General features: G+C 46.3%; 19 protein-coding genes. 13 read left to right on the top strand and 6 right to left on the bottom strand.

From position 1 onward, the window contains the following. The first annotated feature begins 32 nt into the window (after positions 1–32). From ACFQ88_RS07580 to ACFQ88_RS07565, 4 genes are read left to right on the top strand one after another with little or no spacing between them, the layout of a single operon-like run. Positions 33–398, top strand: coding sequence for a DUF2089 domain-containing protein (locus ACFQ88_RS07580; protein ID WP_379453504.1), 366 nt, complete (start codon positions 33–35; stop codon positions 396–398). 16 nt (positions 399–414) lie between these two features. Beyond that, a complete protein-coding gene (locus tag ACFQ88_RS07575) occupies positions 415–846 on the top strand; it encodes a hypothetical protein (protein WP_379453502.1) in 432 nt (143 codons plus the stop codon). A gap of 6 nt (positions 847–852) precedes the next feature. After that, positions 853–1,197 (top strand): hypothetical protein, encoded by a 345-nt coding sequence (locus tag ACFQ88_RS07570; protein ID WP_379453500.1) that lies wholly within the window; start codon positions 853–855, stop codon positions 1,195–1,197. 57 nt (positions 1,198–1,254) lie between these two features. Continuing rightward, positions 1,255–1,809, top strand: a complete 555-nt coding sequence (locus ACFQ88_RS07565; RefSeq protein ID WP_379453498.1) for a nucleotidyltransferase family protein — start codon at positions 1,255–1,257, stop codon at positions 1,807–1,809. Positions 1,810–2,130: 321 nt separating this feature from the next. Here ACFQ88_RS07565 and ACFQ88_RS07560 read toward each other — a convergent pair whose 3' ends face one another. The 4 genes from ACFQ88_RS07560 to ACFQ88_RS07545 all read right to left on the bottom strand — a co-directional run bounded on the left by ACFQ88_RS07560 (position 2,131) and on the right by ACFQ88_RS07545 (position 6,137). Next, positions 2,131–3,213: a stalk domain-containing protein gene (locus ACFQ88_RS07560; protein ID WP_379453496.1), complete on the bottom strand. Its 1,083-nt coding sequence runs from the start codon at positions 3,211–3,213 to the stop codon at positions 2,131–2,133. A gap of 272 nt (positions 3,214–3,485) precedes the next feature. Further along, the gene (locus tag ACFQ88_RS07555; protein WP_379453494.1) at positions 3,486–4,220 is read right to left on the bottom strand and encodes a hypothetical protein; all 735 of its coding nucleotides are present in this window, start codon (positions 4,218–4,220) and stop codon (positions 3,486–3,488) included. Positions 4,221–4,240: 20 nt separating this feature from the next. Beyond that, positions 4,241–5,095, bottom strand: a complete 855-nt coding sequence (locus ACFQ88_RS07550) for an alpha/beta fold hydrolase (protein ID WP_379453492.1) — start codon at positions 5,093–5,095, stop codon at positions 4,241–4,243. Between the two features lie 229 nt (positions 5,096–5,324). Continuing rightward, positions 5,325–6,137 carry an AraC family transcriptional regulator gene (locus tag ACFQ88_RS07545; protein WP_379453490.1) on the bottom strand — a complete coding sequence of 271 codons (813 nt, stop codon included), beginning with the start codon at positions 6,135–6,137 and terminating at the stop codon, positions 5,325–5,327. Between the two features lie 299 nt (positions 6,138–6,436). On the opposite strand from ACFQ88_RS07545, the gene ACFQ88_RS07540 reads away from it, so the two are divergent. From ACFQ88_RS07540 to ACFQ88_RS07520, 5 genes are all read left to right on the top strand, one after another. Beyond that, the gene (locus ACFQ88_RS07540; RefSeq protein WP_379453488.1) at positions 6,437–7,411 is read left to right on the top strand and encodes a zinc-dependent alcohol dehydrogenase; all 975 of its coding nucleotides are present in this window, start codon (positions 6,437–6,439) and stop codon (positions 7,409–7,411) included. A 15-nt stretch (positions 7,412–7,426) separates the two neighbouring features. Next, entirely contained in the window at positions 7,427–8,413 is a 987-nt protein-coding gene (locus ACFQ88_RS07535; RefSeq protein WP_379453486.1) for an alcohol dehydrogenase catalytic domain-containing protein, read from the top strand. Positions 8,414–8,631: 218 nt separating this feature from the next. After that, a complete protein-coding gene (locus ACFQ88_RS07530) occupies positions 8,632–9,591 on the top strand; it encodes a glycoside hydrolase family 43 protein (protein ID WP_379453484.1) in 960 nt (319 codons plus the stop codon). Between the two features lie 729 nt (positions 9,592–10,320). Further along, positions 10,321–11,625 carry an ABC transporter substrate-binding protein gene (locus ACFQ88_RS07525; RefSeq protein WP_239625158.1) on the top strand — a complete coding sequence of 435 codons (1,305 nt, stop codon included), beginning with the start codon at positions 10,321–10,323 and terminating at the stop codon, positions 11,623–11,625. A gap of 54 nt (positions 11,626–11,679) precedes the next feature. Beyond that, a complete protein-coding gene (locus tag ACFQ88_RS07520; protein ID WP_379453481.1) occupies positions 11,680–13,443 on the top strand; it encodes a glycoside hydrolase family 2 protein in 1,764 nt (587 codons plus the stop codon). A 604-nt stretch (positions 13,444–14,047) separates the two neighbouring features. Here ACFQ88_RS07520 and ACFQ88_RS07515 read toward each other — a convergent pair. Then, positions 14,048–14,935: an AraC family transcriptional regulator gene (locus ACFQ88_RS07515; protein WP_379453479.1), complete on the bottom strand. Its 888-nt coding sequence runs from the start codon at positions 14,933–14,935 to the stop codon at positions 14,048–14,050. 151 nt (positions 14,936–15,086) lie between these two features. On the opposite strand from ACFQ88_RS07515, the gene ACFQ88_RS07510 reads away from it, so the two are divergent. The 4 genes from ACFQ88_RS07510 to ACFQ88_RS07495 all read left to right on the top strand — a co-directional run bounded on the left by ACFQ88_RS07510 (position 15,087) and on the right by ACFQ88_RS07495 (position 17,783). After that, positions 15,087–15,995: a DMT family transporter gene (locus tag ACFQ88_RS07510; RefSeq protein ID WP_379453477.1), complete on the top strand. Its 909-nt coding sequence runs from the start codon at positions 15,087–15,089 to the stop codon at positions 15,993–15,995. 73 nt (positions 15,996–16,068) lie between these two features. Then, positions 16,069–16,608 (top strand): RDD family protein, encoded by a 540-nt coding sequence (locus tag ACFQ88_RS07505; protein ID WP_379453475.1) that lies wholly within the window; start codon positions 16,069–16,071, stop codon positions 16,606–16,608. Positions 16,609–16,665: 57 nt separating this feature from the next. Next, positions 16,666–17,058: a MerR family transcriptional regulator gene (locus tag ACFQ88_RS07500; protein ID WP_379453473.1), complete on the top strand. Its 393-nt coding sequence runs from the start codon at positions 16,666–16,668 to the stop codon at positions 17,056–17,058. After that, on the top strand, positions 17,055–17,783 hold the full coding sequence (locus tag ACFQ88_RS07495) for an SDR family oxidoreductase (RefSeq protein WP_379453471.1): 729 nt from the start codon (positions 17,055–17,057) through the stop codon (positions 17,781–17,783). The genes ACFQ88_RS07500 and ACFQ88_RS07495 overlap by 4 nt, the downstream gene beginning before the upstream one ends. 109 nt (positions 17,784–17,892) lie before the next feature. Here the strand turns inward: ACFQ88_RS07495 and ACFQ88_RS07490 are convergent, their stop codons facing one another. Continuing rightward, positions 17,893–18,885, bottom strand: a complete 993-nt coding sequence (locus ACFQ88_RS07490; RefSeq protein ID WP_379453469.1) for a Gfo/Idh/MocA family protein — start codon at positions 18,883–18,885, stop codon at positions 17,893–17,895. Between the last annotated feature and the right edge of the window lie 184 nt (positions 18,886–19,069).

Here is a 19,069-nt window from a genome sequence, read left to right as displayed (position 1 = left end):
ATTTATAATTTTAAAAAAGGAAGGAGAAGAGTATGAAATATCCCATCATCACACAGTGTCCTGTATGCGACCATACGCTGCACGCCGTCAAGCTGGAATGCGGACATTGCCGAACGACGATTGAGAACAAGTTCGAATTATCAAAACTGGCTTTACTTTCGCCTGAACAGCTCCATTTTGTGATCACCTTCCTAGTGAACAGGGGCAACATTAAGGAAGTGGAGAAAGAGCTCGGCATATCTTACCCGACGGTACGCGGCAAGCTCAATGATATCATTTCGGCCCTCGGTTACGATACACGGAAGAAGCCGGAAGTCGACGAGAAGAAGGTCATTTCCATGCTGGAGAATGGTGAAATCACCGCGGATGAAGCGGTCAAAATGTTGAAGGATGAATAAAGAGGAGGAAGAAGCGATGAAAGAAGAAATCAGCAAAGTGCTGTCCATGATGCAGGAAGGCAAAATTGATTCAGGCAAGGCTTCAGAATTGATTGACGCTCTCAAGGAGAAGCAAACATCTAATACAACGCAAGCCATGCAGGTGCTGGGGAAACCAGACTATTCGAAGAAACTGTCATCGGCATCCGGCGGTTATTTAGACAAAACATTGAAAATACGCGTAACATCCCAAGAGAATGATAATGTCAACATCAATTTGCCGATTAAACTGGTGAAGGCTGTTCTCGGAGCGGGGCACAGCATCGCCTCGAATCTTCCTCAAGCTGCGAAATATGTGAAGGATATCGATATCGACCTGCTGATCGACGCTATCGAGAACGAGCTTGACGGGCAAATCATTGACATCCGCTCCAGTGAAGGGGATACCGTCACTGTAGTGGTTGAGTGATGGGTCATGATGATTGTGAGGGTTAAGAGCAAGGAGCATGCTTTTACGATTCCGGTCCCTTATGCCGTATTAAGCATGGGGAGCGCTATCCTTACTTCCAAATTAGTCCAGCGCATAATGAAGGATTGGCTGAACAAGCACGGTGGACGTGCGGGTGGGCACTCGGGCCGGGAGCATGCTTTCGATTCGGACAGCAGCCGGTTCGGGAGTGAACTGTTGCTGTCGATTCTCGATAACCGAAGCACGAAGCAAGCGCTCAAGCAGCTCATCAAGGAGTTGCAGCGTTGCAAAGGAACGGTTCTGGTCGATGTCCAGGCTCAGGACGGCACGGAAGTGTTGATTAAATTGTAGGGGAAGCTTTCATTTGCAGAAAAGGTTCAGCTGAAAGACGGGAGGTCCATTATTACAGTGCTGCAACAAGATGTTGTTAATTTGATTAGAGATGACGAACGAATGATGAACATACTTCAAATGGTTAAATCATTGGGATTGCCCGATTGGTGTGTATGTGCAGGTTTTGTTCGCTCCAAGGTTTGGGATTACCTTCACGGGATCAAAGAAACACGTTTGCCAGACATGGACGTTGTGTATTTTGATGCCGACAGTACTGACGAATCCATCGAAAAAGAGTATGAGAGAAATCTCAAAGAATTGGATTCGTCGGTTCCTTGGTCAGTGAAAAATCAAGCACGAATGCACATTAAAAGCGGTCATCTCCCCTACACTTCAACCGTTGATGGGCTGTCACACTTCCCGGAAGTCTGCACGGCAATAGGAGTTTATCTGAATTCGAGTGATGAAGTAACTTTAGTTGCTCCATATGGCGTGGAGGATTTAATCAAACTGATCGTACGTCCCACTCCGTATTTCACGTCAGGAGACAAATTGACTATCTACGAGCAACGGATCGCGTCAAAAAAATGGGAAGCAACATGGAATCGTCTCCGCATTATTCGCTTCTAAACAAACGGAGTAGGGTAGCGAAACCATTGGATTACTTTTAGCAACTAAATCGTAGTAGCTCTGAGGGGATGCCCAAAAAAACAAGGAAATTATTATTTTGGCTTTATGTAATTATAACTTCAGTCGTTATAACTAGTGCTAAAATAGTTGTTTCGGATAGCCCTAATACCATTGGGATCTTAGTGGTCGGGCACATTAGTGTAATGAGCAAATGACTGCGCCTGTATATTTTTCAACGAAGATAAGTGATTGTACATCTGAAAAAGAAAAAAACCATGAAATATCAATTGTGGTTGAATTTCATGGCCGCTGAGCTATCGTTTATCTTCGAGCGTTGAAGCCGATAAAAGCTTTTGTGTTGAAATCGAACACAGCTGTCAGCGGTCCAAGCAGCTCATCTTGGTCCGTATTGTAAGTAACCGTCACGAAATTGCCGTTCGCTGCTTGAACGTCTGCGAGCAATTTCTTCTGCTCGTCTGTGGAAGCCAGGACGCCAACTTCTTTAGAAGAAACAATCTGGACAGCCGCTTCGTCTTGCTTAGTCGTAATATGGGCCGCTTGTTCCTTCACTTGCGACCATGCCAAGTTGCGATATTCTTGCGCTGTCTCCGGCGACATTTTCGGAGTACCCATACCAGGTGCTTGAGCCTGAACCACGAAGAGGAATACTGGGCTTTGTGGAGGGAGGCTTTTCGTTTCATATGGACCGTAGTAGGCCTTTACTTTCGTGCCGGCTTTCAGATCCTCCCATTTCAAGGCTTCGCCTTGAGATGTCATAACTCGAGTTTCTTTACCGCCGTTAAGCACCAGACTATCGCCTAATTGAACTTGCCATCCATCATCCGTTTGTTTCACTTCTTTGATTGTATCTTCTTTAACCAAGCGATCTGCGTGAACGTTAATGCTCACAGCCTGCGCTTGACCCGGATAGCTCATCGCCATGGCTGGCCCGAACTCGGCGTCAATTTGAGTACCGGCTTTAAGATCGGCTGCAGTTAGCACTTTACCGTCTAGGCTTTTGATGACAGTCGATTTGTCCGCAGTCAAAATGACCCATGTGCTGCCAAGCAGCTCAATTCGGGCACTGCCGTCTTCCTTAGCCTGAACGTTCACAATCACACCAGATGCACGCATCAAGTCAGCCGCCTCATTCAGTTCAATCTCTTTGTTCGCTTCATCGTAATTTACCGTATAACCAAGCTTAGCCGCAGCGTCGCGTACTGGAATATATGCTTTTCCATCGATATAGACAGGCGTAAGTGAGCTGTCTTGTCCTTTTACAATAATCTTTACATCTTTTTGTAAGTAACCAGTAACCTTTTCTACCAGATCTTCCGCTCCAACTACAGCCGTCGTCCCAAGAATTCCAGCCAAAGTTAATAATACAGTTAATTTCTGCTTCATATCATTAAGCTCCTTCTGATGTTTGTAATTTGGCATCAATCATGTTGACAATACAACAGACGGAGGTCGCTTCGAATAGGTTGCAGTTGTCCAAAATTATGTTTGGAAGCTATGGGGTAACTCCTAGTGAATTGTGGCATTGAAACTAAACATGTGGAGATGGAGGGCTTTTTGTTATTACTTAAGATAATGTTCAGATACCAAAAGATGAGTAAGGGTGAGCGCAAGTATGCCACATGCGCCCGCGTATACTGTCAACATTAAGGCTCTGATCACGAGCCATACACCATGGTCAAGATCGGCACCTGATCACCTGGGTTATCCACATTGTACACGTTCCCTTCCCAAGGTGTGCCGCAGATGTGCAGATAAGCGTAAGGTGTGCCATCGAACATCACCCAGGCACCTGCATCTCTGACTGTATTGGGCAGGCCGCTCCTATTGGCGTCAAAAGGCCAAATGATCATCCAGTGCGGACCAATCGGGATTGCCGGACTTGTTCTATCGAACGGATCGGTGTTGCTATGCTGCGTAGCTCCACACAGCATATAGATGATGCCTGGAGCCGTATTCGTGGGCTGAGGTTTCTTGGCCATGATGTCCATCATCCATTGCAAGCCCATGGGATCGGCACACATAGGGGGATTGCCTATCTGATTCTCATCTCCAGGGAAGCAGATCCAATGGTTGGTGCCATGACGTAGGATCGTAAGCTTTTTATCTGCCCCCATTTCTGCAACGGTTGCATCTTTAGTGATGTGTCGTGGGCCAGACTGCATCGCCCTTGCAATCTTAATGCCTAGGATTTGTTCCAACTTCGATGTAGGGACCGACTGCCCAGGTGGCATCATTGCAATCGCGCTGTTGCTGTAAGCTCCAGAAGCCCCTCCTTTGTTTGAGGAATCGGGTGTAGAGCTAATCATTATTTTCTTTCCTGATTCAGTCTGGGGCGCCACTTCGGATGAATTTTTCTTTACTTTAGGTGCAGTTGATTTTCGCTTTGACATTTACTTTTTCCTCCTTACTATTAACAAACCCGCGCAAAGAAGCTCTTGATCAAATCCGATACATGCGGGCTTTGTTCCTCCAGCACGAAGTGCCCGCCGCACAGAAAACAGGTTTCGATATATTTTAAATGTCTGCTGAAGGCAAGAGCCCCCTCCAACGTAAAGATAAAATCGTTTTTGCCCCAGGCGACCAGCGTCGGGGGCTGATAGATTCGCATATATTGCTGCCAGACTGGATATTGCTCTACGTTCTTCCGGTAATCGTAGCCTAGCGCCAGCTGGATTTCCCCATTGCCAGGGCGGTCCAGAAAGAACTGGTCCATCGAATATCCGTCGGGACTAACCAGGTAGGGGTTGCATACTCCCGTTAAATATTGCTTTTTCGTAAATTCGAAGGAGGTCAGCGTGGAAAATGCCGCTACTGTCTTCGGGTTCGGGTCCGCCCACAGTGCTTTAAAGAGGTCGAATGGCTGTCCAAGCCCTTTAACGTCGGCAACGGCATTCTGAATGACGAATCCGAGAATCTGGTTCGGATGGCGAACGGCCAGCCTGAATCCGATCGGCCCTCCATAATCATGGACGTACAAGAAATAACGAGGAATACAGAGCCTGTCAAGAAGCTTCTCGATGACGAGGGAAAGATTCTCGAAGGTGTAGGAAAATTCTTTCGTGGAAGGCATGCTGCTATTCCCGAATCCGGGGTAATCGGGAGCGATGACGTGAAACCAGTCCGCCAGCAAAGGAATTAAATCCCTGAACATATGGGAAGAGCTCGGAAAACCATGAAGTATGACCATGGTCGGACAACTCGGATACCCCGCCTCGCGAAAAAAGATATCCAACCCGTCGATGTTCACTTTTTTATATAGAACCAATTTTCCTTGCCCCCATTCGCAGCAATCTCACCCTAGCATAAGAAATATGTAAAGGATGTACCTTTAAGAACCTGTTTGCCGCACCGATGCATGGCCGAAGAAGCCTTGCGCATATCAACCGCTAAGGCTTTTTTTATCACAAACTAACCGGACGATATCCTCGCTTAACGGATAATTTGAAAAATGATTCTCACTCATTGCTAACGTCATCTACTTACTACTATCTAAATCAAACATTGCGTCGCAGCCGTTTTCTCCATAGGGAAGGGCTTTCCCCCAGCTTTTTCTTAAACGATTGGCTGAAATAATGAATGCTTTGAAAACCGCAGCATAAAGCGATCTCCTCTACCGACAGCCCGGTTGTCGATAAATAGCAGGCGGCAGCATTCAATCGGAGCGATTGCAAATACTGGGCGGGGGTGATGCCATTGATTTTTTTGAAAATCCGGATCAGGTACGATGGATTAAAATGAGTGAGCTCAGCCATTGTTTTTAAGGAAATAGGCTTGGCGTATTCGGTCTCCATATAACGCATTAAAAATATTACCGATTCATGAGCTGTCGACGGCTCTGATAAAGCAGGTGTTTCCCGATTCCCGGCAGCCTTAATCATGATGAGCAGCTTATGAATATCGAGTACGGCCAGCACTTTATAGTAGTCGGAGGTTTCGATTTTACCGGATAGGATGGTCGCAGTCAGCAGGCTCAGAGTGACCCCGTAAGCAGGTTCTTCGATGGTAACCGGAGCTGCCGCAGCTTGTTGCCGGTTCCACGTGATGCAGGTATCCAATGACGGAAACAGACCTGGGTCTTTCATTTCCAATTCAATAAACCAGAAGCTGCAGTTCTCGGATAAAGCAGCGACCTGGTGCGGGGTATCGGGATAGATTATAGCCAGTGAATGAGGATGAAATGAGTAGCTTTCGCCCATCCATTGAAGACACAGTTCTCCGGATAGGACATATAAAATTTCAAAGTAGGGATGAATTCCCCCCATGATTTTCTCCGATTTCGGGTATACATGACGACAGGTCCGGATCATGCGTTAACCTCCCCTGTGGTATTTTGCAAACGATAGATCAAGAGCAAAACCCCAAAAGTCAATTTTTATTAAATTTACCGAAGTGCTCCCTGCAATCCCAGCCTGCTGCTGCGCGATTATGCGATGGGGTTGATCTGTTAAATGCAACAATCTTAATAAATACAAATCTTTTGTGCTCGGGTAACATGGTACATAGAAGAAATCGCTTCCAAGCTTATTATAACAAAAATGAATTTCAATGCTCTGGTCAGCGTCAGTCAGTCGGAAAATCATCCAAATAATCTCAGGGGTGTGAGGGAATGAGTATGAAAGCATTGCAAATTGTTGACAAGGAAACGACGGAGCTCGTTCGGATGCCCATACCGGAGCCCGGTCCCGGACAGGTGCTGGTCAAAGTCACGGCAGTTACAACCTGTCCGCAGTGGGATTTGCACATCTATTACGGGAAACCCATGTTTACCCACCAAGCTTACGTTCCGTTTCCTTACCCTCCGGGACAGCCTGGACATGAGATGACGGGAACCGTGGCCAAGCTAGGAGAGGGCTGCACCCAATTCGAGCCCGGTCAAACTGTAAGTGCGTGGAAAGACCCAGGTCATAATCAGCTGGGCTGCTATGCCGAGTATGTAGTCATTGATGAAAAATTTATACTGGCTGTTCCGAAGGAGCTGCATTATACGCAGGTGGCCTCGCTGGAGCTGGCTATGTGCGTAGGTGCCAGCGTGATGAAGCTGAAGCGGGCGGTAGGCATAGAGGGCAGACGTTGTGCGGTCAACGGTTTGGGACCGGCCGGATTGATTGCGCTCCAGATGCTTTTGGCTGAAGGGGCGGCCGCAGTGACCGGGATCGACCCGAACCCGGAGAGGCGTCAAATAGCCCGGCAGCTTGGGGCCGATCAAGCTTATGAGCCCGGTGCGCCTGAGGTGGCGCCGCGGGGGAGCGAGAGCGCATTCGATATCGCGATCGATTGTGTCGGTTACCCAGAGGCGGTGCGGTATATCATGGATCATACCACGGAAGCGGTTGCTCTGTTTGCCGTGCAGCGGGACGATTATATACTCAACCATAAGAGCCTTACGGTAATCGGTTACCCGGGTCATCACCGTGAAGCGGCGGAATATGCGCTGGAATTGATTGTAGCCAACCGGCTGAATCTGGCTCCACTGATTTCTGTGGAGCTTCCATTGGAGGCATACACACAGGCGGTGGAACTGCTGCGAAGCCAGAAGGCGGTCAAAGTGTGTTTCGTGCCTGGTATGAGTCAAGCTGATTAAAGTGAGGCGATAGATATGAAAGGAAATGCAGTAGTATTTACGGACCGTTTGCAGGTTGAATACCAGACCGTGGACATTCCGGAGCCGGGAGAGCAGGATGTCGTGGTGCAGGTGCTGCATTCGTGGATCAGTATCGGAACGGAGTCTTCCTATCTTAGAGGGGAGCGGATTTCCGGGGAAACATCCTATCAGGAAGGCGATCCTTGGCCGTTTCCGATTGCTGCTGGCTATCAGAAGGTCGGCATTGTCCAATCAGTAGGCAATGCTGTCCATCATCTGCGCAAAGGAGATCGCGTCTTCGTCTCGGCAAGTCGAATTTCCGGGATGTTTTCCCCGTCCGGCGGCCACATTAATCCGGCGATAGCGGATAAGAGTCAGGTGTGGAAGCTGCCCGAGGACGTCTCGGAGGTCGCCTTTTCCGGTATGGTGCTGACTCAGGTAGGGTATAACTGCGGGACAAGGGCACCAATTGGTCAAGGAGAACGCGTTGTCGTAATCGGTGATGGGCTGGTTGGGCATTGGTCGGCACAAACCCTATTGCACCGGGGCGCAGACGTGATCCTTCTCGGCAGACATCCGGACCGTATGGCTTATGCCGATGAACGGATTCGGCGGGTCGATACGACGGGTGGCACGGATCTAGATGAAGCGCTCGGTTCCTTGGGAGCCATCTCCGTCGTGGTGGACACCGTTGGCTCGATGAAAACCGTGGAACAGCTCATGCCGCTAATGAGCCGGGATAGTCATATCGTTTCTGCAGGGTTTCTGGGCACTTCAGGCATTGTCGACATCCAGAAGCTCAGGCCCAAAGAAATTACCCTGCATACCCCGTCCGGCTGGACGACTCCGCGAATGAATGAAACACTTATAGGGATTCATGAGGGCTGGCTGAAGACGGAGGAACTAATAACCCACCGATTCCCGGTAGAACAGGCGGCTGAGGCGTGGCGCACGATCCTAAATAACAAACAGGCCTGTCTCGGCGTTGTATTGGATTGGTGAAACAAGCTAAGTAATGCTGAATCATAATTTTATTCTATTGAAAATATTGGCCCGACATCGTTGTATTGTCGGGCCATTCATACTTCGTGCCGGCAGCCGAAAGCGGGTTGTTATTCGTTGTTTTCTAAATGATAGGCGATCACATCATCATTTGGTATGATAGGTTAGATTATGTTTTCATTATTTACCAATGCAATCCGTAGGGGAGGAGCTTCATTATGACTAGAACGTTCCGCAATCCGTTAGTGGAAAAAGGCGCGGATCCGTGGATATACCGGCATACGGACGGGTTTTATTATTTTACGGTGACGCGGGGCAACCGGATCGATATTTGGAAATCAGCTACGATCAGCGGGATTGTCAATACGACACCGCAAACCGTATGGCGGGCTCCTGAAACCGGGCCGAACTGCAAAAACATATGGGCGCCGGAAATTCATTTCATCCAGGGGAAATGGTACATCTACTATACGGCCAATGACGGCCAAGGCGGCAAGCCGGGCGACCAGACGCGGCGGTGCTATGTGCTGGAGAACGCGTCGGTCGATCCGCTTAGCGGCGAATGGGTGGACAAGGGGCAGATCCGCACGGCGATCGCCGGACTGGACGGTACGGTGCTGCAGCACCGGGACGAGCTGTATTTTGTCTATTCGGGGTATGGGAGTTTTCCGGATTACGGGTCAGCGCTCTATATGGTGAGAATGAGCGATCCTTGGACAACGATTGGCGATGAAGTGCTGCTGTCCGCGCCTACAGAGGCTTGGGAGAAGCAGGGCGGCATGGCGATTAATGAAGGACCGATATTCCTAAGGCGGAATGGTAAGCTGTTCCTCATTTTTTCGGCAAGCGCATGTTGGTCGGACGACTATGCGCTCGGTATGCTGACCGCCTCCGAGACGGACGACGTAATGAACCCAGCCAGCTGGATCAAGCACGATGGTCCCGTCTTCGCCAAAAGTGTGGAGAACAAAGCCTTCGGCCCAGGGCATAACGGCTTCACCGTATCGCCGGACGGCACCGAAGACTGGATCCTCTATCACGCGATTCCGGAATCGAACGGCGGGGCGGGTCTGCGATGCGCCTGTGCGCAGAAGTTCGGATGGCATGCCGACGGCACGCCTGACTTCGGTATCCCGGCGCCCATCGGCAGTGATATCCCGGTGCCTTCAGGGGAATGAAATGATTGAGGCGGAGCCCTATTAAAAACGCCACGTCATCCAAAATCATGATGTTTTTCAAGAGGCAGAAGTAGTCGACGATGCGACCTAATACGCTGCTTGGGAGCATGCTTATCATCAATATCTAAATGTCTGACGACATAAAAGTACGGACATAACTGGCCTCGAAAAAGCTTGAGAAATCAAGCTTTTTTTGTTTTTTAGGTTAACAACAAATCCAGTTTGGCTGCCACTTCAGCATATTCCTCTTTCTCATGGTCACGTCTAGCATGCTCCTAACTCAGCTCGTAAGTATAACCATTTAATTAACTAATTAACATTTTGATTGACATAAGAGCAAAGGGAATCTATTATATTAACCAGGATGCAATAAAGATAATTTTTAAATTAACTAGAAGAGGGGAAGTGCGGACATGGCTCAAGAAATGAGACAGGAGTATCTTCGCATGCAAATGTAAGAGTAGTGGCTGATAGTTAGCAGATATCCGTGCAGATAAAGAATAGAGGAGGCTGGTGATAGGGGGATATTAATCGAATTGAGATTCTTTCGCAAACCAAGCTAACGAAGCGGAATTTATGAAAACGGTTTCTGTTTCCGGTGTGTTGACATGGATGCACCCCTTCCGCAAGCACGCAATTGGTAGTTGGTTTAATGGATGAGTATTTCACCAGCGCTGTGTCATATAGAGTTAATTCTAGAAAGATACACTGAACATGGAGGGATCTAATTTGAAAAGGAAATTAGTACTAACGGCCACAGTCTTAGCGCTGCTCCTGAATATCGGCTGCCAAAGTCAAAAAGAGTCTGGCGGAAAAAGCACGGATATATCCGAAGTAAGTACGGAACCCGTTACTTTAAAGTTAATGGTTGCCCATGGCTTTTTCGCGCAAGAAGATTTTGAGTCCTATTTTGTTGAGCAGATTAAAAAGAAATATCCGCATATCACATTGGAAATGGTTAGCGGCAAGCTGCAGGATATGATAACTTCGGGTGAGGTGCCCGATATTTTAATCGGCGGGTTACCTGGGATTACTGCTTTACAGGAATTGCAAATCATTGAGGATCTAAATCCATATATCAAAAAATTCGGAATGGACCTGTCCAAGTTTGATCCGGTCTCGATTGAATCCATCAAGAAGTTTGGAGCAAAAGGTGAAATGGTTGCGCTACCATTTCGAATGAACATCCCTGCTCTCTTCTATAACAAAGACATTTTTGATCGATTCGGAATCGCTTATCCTAAGGAAGGCATGACATGGGATGAGACAATCGATTTGGCGCGCAAGCTGACACGTAATGACGGGGGTGTTCAGTATTTGGGGCTTTACGCGGGTGGGGTGGACCGCTTTGCAATGGGGCTTACATTACCTTATGTGAATAAGCAGACGAACGAAGCCGTATTGACAACGGATAGCTGGGCCAAGGTACTGAATCTGCACAAAATGATGTATGACATTCCGGGATATGTAACGGACGGTAAACTTACAAGCAACTCGCACACTGTGTTTGTGAAAGACCAAAAAGTTGCAATGGCCGGCTATTGGGGTACAGATGTCATCGGTGAAATCGATAAACTGACAAGGAGCGGTCAGGAGATTCATTGGGATATGGTAACGCTCCCCACGTTTGAGAAGGGCAAGGGCAATGCGTGGCAGGCGGAAACGCATAATATGTTTGTGACCACGACAAGTAAACATAAGGACCAAGCTTTCCAAGTATTGTCCTATGTCGCCGGAGAAGAGGTACAGAAGATAATCAATAAGAGCGGAAGAATACCGATTCTGAAGAAAACGGAAGAATTGAAGAAAGAGTTTGGCGCTGACTTGGAGTTCCTGAAGGGGAAAAATACGAATGCGTTCTTCACCCTCCAGCAGGGAGTACATGAACATACGAAATTTGATACGAAAGGCAGAAGCTTAATTGTAGAAGCGGGCAATGAGATGATATTGAAAGGGAGCGATGTGAATACCGCTCTGCGGAATGCGCAGGAAAAACTAAACCTGTATATCAAGGAACAAGCAGCCGCCCAATAATTGTTCGTTGTGTCGGTAACCAAAATAGTGAATCAAAAGGAGAGCGGATCGATCATGAGCAGCACGCACAAGTATTTGAAGGACTATCCCCGGCCGCAATGGGTGCGCGACGAATGGCTATTGTTGAACGGAGAGTGGAGCTTTCGCTTTGATGATTCGTTCGAAGGCGAGCGGAACAAGTGGTACAGTAAACTTGACACGGACCGGACGATTCAAGTTCCGTTCACGTACGAGACGAAGGCAAGCGGCATCGGTGAAGAGAAATTTCATCCATGCGTCTGGTACGAACGGAATGTGTCCATACCGGGAGAATTGGGAGACAAACGTGTGATTCTCCATTTCCAAGCCGTCGATTATTTGGCCAAGCTATGGGTGAACGGCGTTTATATCGGCTCGCACGAAGGCGGATATTCTGCGTTTTCGTTTGATATTACGGACGCTGTACAGCTTGGCGGAGACAACCGTATCACGGTCCGGGTCGAGGATAGCAACAGCACGATGCAGCCGCGAGGCAAGCAGCGCTGGATCGATAAAAACTACGGTTGCTGGTACGTTCAGACAACGGGTATCTGGCAGTCCGTGTGGCTGGAATATGTCGATGCACTCCATGTAAGCAGAGCGAAGATTACCCCGGATCTGGTCGAAGCGTCGGTTTCCTTCGAATACGAGCTAGGAGGCACCGTTCGTTCCTTTGACGGCTTGACGCTGCAGACCATGATTCAATTCGACGGGAAGCTGATCCGTTCTACTGAAACGAACGTAGACCGGACGTTCCTGAAGGTGAATTTAAGCGTCATGAACGATGTAGGCGAGTGGAAGGTTCACACCTGGCATCCAAATCATCCGAATTTGTACGATGTGAAGGTTATTCTTAAGAAAGATGGTCATCCGGTCGATACCGTTTACACCTATTTCGGTATGCGCCGCATTCAAATCAAAGGTGATCGCATCTTGCTCAACAACCACCCCATTTATCAGCGTCTTCTGCTCGATCAAGGATATTGGGAAGATACGCATCTGACGCCTCCTTCTGAAGAAGCAATCATTGAAGATATCGAGAAAACGTTGGCGCTCGGCTTTAACGGCGTGCGCAAGCATCAGAAGCTGGAGGATCCAAGATTCTTGTACTGGGCGGACCGAAAGGGATTGCTCGTCTGGTCGGAAATTGCGGCCACGTATGAGTTCGGGGATGACGCGGTACAACGGTTCACGAAAGAGTGGATGGAAGTTGTTCGTCAGCATTACAACCATCCGAGCATTGTTACATGGGTTCCGTTTAATGAATCATGGGGCATCGGAAACGTCGCAAGGGACCGGAGGCAACAACAGTTCACCGAATCGATCTATAATTTGACCAAGTCGTATGACCAAATGAGGCCTGTCATCGTTAACGATGGTTGGGAGCACACCATTTCGGATATCATTACGCTGCATGACTACGAGGAGTTCGGCGCAGCATTGGAAGCTAGGTATAAGGATAAGGACGTGCTGCTCAGCAACGAGGTTTGTCATGATAAACACCGATTCCCGTTCGCCGATGGATACAGCTATAATGGCCAGCCGGTAATCATCAGTGAATATGGCGGTATCGCATTCAAGAGCGAGGAAGGCTGGGGCTACGGCAACCAGGTGAAGAACGAAGAAGAGTTCTTGGCGCGTTATGAGGGAATCACCCAAGCAATCAAAAATTTGGATTACGTCAGCGGCTTCTGCTACACGCAGTTGACCGACGTACAGCAGGAGGTTAATGGCTTACTCACTATTAATCGGGAACCGAAGATTGATATGGAGAAAATTAGAAAAATCAATTTGAAGTAGCTTGCTATAAGCATGAAAAGCCTCCAAGCCATGAGCGGTTATGGGGGCTGTTCGTCTTTATCAAGATGTACAACTGTACTTACGGATTGCTCCATAGGCGACAGCAGATGCAGATCCGGCGGTAATTTTATGTAAATAGTTGTTGGGTCGACAATAATAGTCATCCTTTGCTCCGCATTTCTGAAGCAATCGACATTGTATTTCGAGTATTATCACTAATAATGAAACACATTATTAGTGTAAAGGGTTGAACAAATATATGGGGATAAAGGGGAGTATTTTAAAGCATAAGATTGATTTTGATAACGCGCGATATTTTCGATTTCTTGTAGCTGTATGGCAGAATGGTAGAATCATTGACCATGGAGGTGTTATTGAATCTCATTCGGAGGATGCCGTAATCATAAATGGCGGTAAGTACTTAAAAACCAATTGTGACTTCAAGGTTCGTTAAGATAAAATAGGAAACTAATACGCGGCTGCCGGCATCGATCGGCAGCCGCGTTGCACTAACAAACGGAGAACCGTACGATCCCCCCTTGGATCGCTAGACAGAGCAACGAGAAATTAATTAATAAAGCAAGACACTTTTGAGCGGGCCTTTTTATTTATTATTCCTAATTTTACGGAATTCCTTAGGTGTAATGTCACGTTGTTTTTTAAAAGCTTGAATAAAATGATTTACATGATTGAAACCAACTCTCCGGGCAATTTCGGTAATCGTATATTCCGTAGATTCTAACAGCTCGCAGCTCTTTTTAATACGGTATTTAACTAAGTAATAGTAAGGAGTCATATGAATGCTTTTTTTAAAGCTGCGGGTGCACTCCGAAACACTCAAATGCGCTACGTCAGCAATTTCCTTCAACGTTATGTTATCGGTATAGTTCTGGTGGATAAAGCTAAGCATCAGCTGCAGTCTCTCTTGTTGAAGTCTGTTGTATTTAGATGATTCCTCGGAAGATAAGGAAATATTAGATATGAGAAGCAACCACAATTGAACCGTCTTGATAGAAATCTCATACTGCCATCCCCAGTTTTTTTTCACTTCAAATTCCTTCTTCATTTCCCAAAGTGTTTGCAGGATTTGTTTTTGCCACTCCGTATCTCCTTTCATTTCTAGTGATAATAAAAAAGAATTGGTAAAAGGAAGTACATAGTTTTTTTCCATGGCACTATCTGAATAAAAGGCAAGCAGCTTCTCCGGAAAATTAAAGCTCACATATTCACCGTCATGAGTTAGATGCGTAACAACGTGAAGGACACTCTTATTGATAAAAACGGCTTGTCCCGATTCTAAATCATAATCGATTCCATTGATTTGTATCGTCAGTTTCCCTTTGGTCACCAAAGTGATTTGTAATTCTTCGTGCCAATGCAGATCGTTAACGCCTCTGCCTGCAGGAATAGATCCATGATTAGTATGAGTGTACATGATATATGGAAAAGCCTCGTCAGGATACTGAATGGCTTCGTGCAATTGTTTTTTCAAAAGTAACAGACTCCTTTATTTGACGATAATTCGATATAAATTAAAGATATAGTTGCACAATGTAGACGTTGATGATGATATTATTATATCCAGCTTCGACATATCATTACAATTCTGTGCACAGGTAATTGTATAACCGCTTGGAGGAACGATGGCTAAATTAAATAAGGCGTCTATACTTTCTCATCCGTTTATTTTGTTATGTATCAGTATATTGTCCGTTTCTATGTCTTCCATCATGATAAAATTTTCAGATACACCTACTTCCGTGGCCGGAATGTACAGATTGTTTATTTCGGTTATCATCATGCTCGCTTTTGTACCTTGGAAGATGCTACGCTCTTTAAAGATGGATATAAAAGATTGGAGTACCGTTCTTTTAGCCGGTCTTTTTCTGGGGCTGCACTTTTTATTCTGGATGGAATCATTAGTGTATACCTCAGTTGCAAGCTCGATGGTCATCTTGTCGTTACAGCCGCTATTTGTAATGATCGGTTCCTACTTTTTGTTCAAGGCACAAGTCAGTCTGCTCACCGTTTTTTGCTTGATCGTTGCTCTATTGGGGTCAATCCTTATAGCCTGGGGAGACATAGGGGTTTCGAAAGAAGCGCTGATTGGAGACGGTTTATCGTTACTAGGCACACTTTTCGTTTCTGCCTATCTGTTGGCGGGACAGAAAGTAAGCCGTAAAATCGATGCAAATGTGTACAGCATCTTCGTTTTTTTAATTGGCGGCACCGTTATGCTCATCTATAATCTGATAAATCATTACTCTTTCATTGAATACCATTCATCCGACTGGACTTACTTTTTGCTGCTTGCAGTCATCCCGACTATATTCGGACAGTATATATTTAATCTATTATTAAAATCAATTGGAGCAACAACGGTCTCCGTCGGTATTATTGGAGAACCTGTACTTGCCATTATTCTTGCGTACTTATTATTAGGAGAAACCATATCCTTGTTTCAGTTCTTAGGCGGTATCATGACTTTATTCGGTATGGGAATGTATTTTTGGTCAAAATCTTTAAAGTTCAACGTGCAAAATGACAACTGATTAGTTATGAATCCAGTATAGTTGGACAGAGGAAGGATTAGTTTAACAACAGAGATGAGGTCTGGAGGCTAAAATGGTACGAAGCCATGAACATCTAAAAAGTGTATCGGTCAGCACCCGCTTATACGCCTTTTTATGGGATTACCTTATTATTCTGGGTTATCTCTTCATGCTGACCGGAGTATCTTTTTTATTCAACCCGTTACTCATTCCTCTATTTACGGCAAGCCCTTTGTCAGCAGAGATCACAGGATTTGTATTGATAACGCTGCCTGTATTTCTTTATTTTGCAATAAGTGAGGGGTCGAAATCTCAAGCGACATGGGGAAAACGAAAAGTGGGAATTCTGGTTGCGGACATGCGAGGTCAATCCATCGGACTTGGAAACTCTCTTTTGCGCTCTGCCGTGAAATTCTTCCCATGGGAGCTTGCCCATTTTACCATATGGCATATCGTCATCCCAACCGGGTATTCGGATACTGTCATTTATTCATTATTTTCCATTGTTTATGGTCTGGGATTTATTTATTTGATAAGCCCGTTAATAAATAAGAATAGACGTACTTTGTATGACTTTATTGCTGGGAGCGTTATCAGATATAAGGATTCATAACCACACTACTATTGACCTTCACATGATGTGATGGTTTAGAATGACTATAAAATCAATATGGGAGTGATCATTATACATATTAGTGAGCTGTCAAAAAGGACAGGCGTGAGTATGCGTTCTTTGAGATATTACGAAGAGAGGAAATTATTAATTCCCACTCGTCTGGAGAATGGGTATCGGGATTATGCTGAATCAGATATTGAAAAAGTCCAATTTATCCAACTTTACTTTAGCCTTGGACTCACGGCGACAGAAATCATGGATTTCTTTGACTGCTTATTCCAAAACGGAGAGAAACAACAATGCCTCCCTAATGCTATAGAAATCGGTGAAAGAAAATTAGCTGAAATGAAAAGTCAAATCGAGCTTTTACGCAAAGCCGAGTCTCAATTAGAAGAAAGTTTATTTAGGTGGAAACAATTGATCAGCCGAACGGAGGAACCAACATGAATAAAGTTAACCCACGAATTGCATTAGTTACTGGAGGGAACCGAGGAATCGGAATGGAAATCGCTCGCCAGCTTTCCTTGAAAGGCATAAACGTATTGATCGGATGCCGGAATGAAGATAAGGGAAGAAATGCGGTAGAACAATTGAGCAAGAGCGGGGTGTCGGTTGAGTTAGAAGTAGTAGATGTGAGTAGTCACGACAGCATTCTCCAAATGAAGAAGCGTGTGAAAGAAAAATACGGCCGTCTTGATATCCTTGTGAATAATGCAGGGGTCATTCTCGATAGAGGAACTTCCATCTTAAACGTTAAGGAAAGCGTAATGAAAAAAACATTTGAGACCAATTACTTTGGAGTTCTGAATCTAATTCAGGCTGTCGTACCATTGATGATTGAACATCATTATGGACGAATTGTTAATGTATCGTCGGGATTGGGAGCTTTTCAAGTTCATCAAGGCTTGCTAGATTTAAAGGGAAGCTCATCCGCTTATCGCATCTCAAAAACGATGATCAATGCATTAACCTGTTTAGTAGCACACGATGTGGCAGACAAGGGTATAAAAGTGAATGCGGCTTGTCCTGGCAGTGTACAGACAGATATGGGAGGGGCAGATGCTCCCCTAACTGTCGCAGAAGGAGCAGATACTGCCGTTTGGCTAGCTACACTCGATGAACACGGTCCTAATGGTGGTTTTTTTCGGGAACGTATGAAAGCTGAATGGTAACATCGCTTTATACCAGTACTTGGCCAAATAAACAAGACAAATGCTCAAAATGAAAACCCTCTAACACATCAGAGCATGATGTGTTTTGAGGGTTTGTATACATCCGGATTTAAATCCGGACTATTTGACTACCATTGGCCGCACTTTCCCAAGCTGCTTCAGTCAAACGCGCGATGTTTAAACCGCAGCTCGCCGGTGCAGCCGCTTCGGTGACTTTACCAAGGAGCAGATCAACAAAATCCCGGTTGGGATCACTGGACGCCGGCAGCTCGTTAGCAGGCACCTCGACGGCTTCTCTTTGTCCTTCCTTAGCGACCAAAATTCGATTGTTGCGATATAAGACGGTCCCTTTCTCCCCGTGAAAGGAGACATCTTCACACCAGCTGATGCTAGCGCTTCCGACGATGTTAAATGTAGCAATAGCGCCTTCCCGGAAGCGGACGGTTACAGCCGAGTCAATATCCACTTGAGATCCGCGGTTGTGAATAAAAGCAGACACGCTTTCCGGTTCAAGAGCTGTCGCCCACAAAACAATATCGAGCAAATGGCTGCCCGAATCGTTTAATTGACCTCCGCAGGAGAGAGCCGGATTTTGCCTCCAAGTACCCGTTGTGCCCATGAGCCAGCTCTGTGCCTGATAGGCGCATATATAATTGATTTTTCCTAATTCTCCACTCTGGATAAGGTTTCGAATGTATATATACGGGCCAGCCAAGTGACGTTGGTAGGCGACAGCAAGATGCTTGTTCACTGTTTCCGCATGTTCGATAATGCGCTCTGCATTTTTGGATCCGGCTACGAACGGCTTCTCCATCAATACGTGCAGTCCTCCGTTCAAGCAGGCCATTCCTTGGTCAAAATGCATGCTGTGCGGCGAGACGATTACAGCCGCATTGGCGTTCGCCCGCTCAATCGCTTCCTGATAATCCGCATACACGGGGACATCCGCCAATCCAGGAAAACGCTTCTTCGTTTCTTCTACCGCCGCTGCAGACGGATCCGCGAGTCCAACGATTTCTGCTTCGGGTATTTGTAATAGCCGACGTATATGCTCTCTACCCATGCCACCGACACCTATCATAATAAACCGGACAGTTTCCATGTTTATTGCCTCCTCAAGGATTTGAAAGAGATTGCAATTCAACATATGGTACAAGGATACAAAATATTCCTAATTATCCGATGTATATGAGGACCGCGGATTCCGTACAACCCCTGAAATGGTATGTGTACCAAACAATGCGGGTACGATAGTTCAACATGATAACATGGAGGCCGGTTAGCAC

It is taken from the genome of Paenibacillus sp. NPDC056579 (assembly GCF_042793215.1).
Taxonomy (GTDB): Bacteria; Bacillota; Bacilli; order Paenibacillales; family NBRC-103111; genus Paenibacillus_S.
Note: the sequence above shows the minus strand (reverse complement) of the source record. Positions and strands in the feature narration are given on the sequence as shown.

What these genes read in the sequence shown, in the direction of transcription:
- ACFQ88_RS07580 (WP_379453504.1), top strand. Translation starts at nt 33, where the DNA reads ATGAAATATCCCATCATCACACAGTGTCCTGTATGCGACCATACGCTG.
- ACFQ88_RS07575 (WP_379453502.1), top strand. Translation starts at nt 415, where the DNA reads ATGAAAGAAGAAATCAGCAAAGTGCTGTCCATGATGCAGGAAGGCAAA.
- ACFQ88_RS07570 (WP_379453500.1), top strand. Translation starts at nt 853, where the DNA reads ATGATGATTGTGAGGGTTAAGAGCAAGGAGCATGCTTTTACGATTCCG.
- ACFQ88_RS07560 (WP_379453496.1), bottom strand. Translation starts at nt 3,213, where the DNA reads ATGAAGCAGAAATTAACTGTATTATTAACTTTGGCTGGAATTCTTGGG.
- ACFQ88_RS07555 (WP_379453494.1), bottom strand. Translation starts at nt 4,220, where the DNA reads ATGTCAAAGCGAAAATCAACTGCACCTAAAGTAAAGAAAAATTCATCC.
- ACFQ88_RS07545 (WP_379453490.1), bottom strand. Translation starts at nt 6,137, where the DNA reads ATGATCCGGACCTGTCGTCATGTATACCCGAAATCGGAGAAAATCATG.
- ACFQ88_RS07540 (WP_379453488.1), top strand. Translation starts at nt 6,437, where the DNA reads ATGAGTATGAAAGCATTGCAAATTGTTGACAAGGAAACGACGGAGCTC.
- ACFQ88_RS07535 (WP_379453486.1), top strand. Translation starts at nt 7,427, where the DNA reads ATGAAAGGAAATGCAGTAGTATTTACGGACCGTTTGCAGGTTGAATAC.
- ACFQ88_RS07530 (WP_379453484.1), top strand. Translation starts at nt 8,632, where the DNA reads ATGACTAGAACGTTCCGCAATCCGTTAGTGGAAAAAGGCGCGGATCCG.
- ACFQ88_RS07520 (WP_379453481.1), top strand. Translation starts at nt 11,680, where the DNA reads ATGAGCAGCACGCACAAGTATTTGAAGGACTATCCCCGGCCGCAATGG.
- ACFQ88_RS07510 (WP_379453477.1), top strand. Translation starts at nt 15,087, where the DNA reads ATGGCTAAATTAAATAAGGCGTCTATACTTTCTCATCCGTTTATTTTG.
- ACFQ88_RS07505 (WP_379453475.1), top strand. Translation starts at nt 16,069, where the DNA reads ATGGTACGAAGCCATGAACATCTAAAAAGTGTATCGGTCAGCACCCGC.
- ACFQ88_RS07500 (WP_379453473.1), top strand. Translation starts at nt 16,666, where the DNA reads ATGGGAGTGATCATTATACATATTAGTGAGCTGTCAAAAAGGACAGGC.
- ACFQ88_RS07495 (WP_379453471.1), top strand. Translation starts at nt 17,055, where the DNA reads ATGAATAAAGTTAACCCACGAATTGCATTAGTTACTGGAGGGAACCGA.
- ACFQ88_RS07490 (WP_379453469.1), bottom strand. Translation starts at nt 18,885, where the DNA reads ATGGAAACTGTCCGGTTTATTATGATAGGTGTCGGTGGCATGGGTAGA.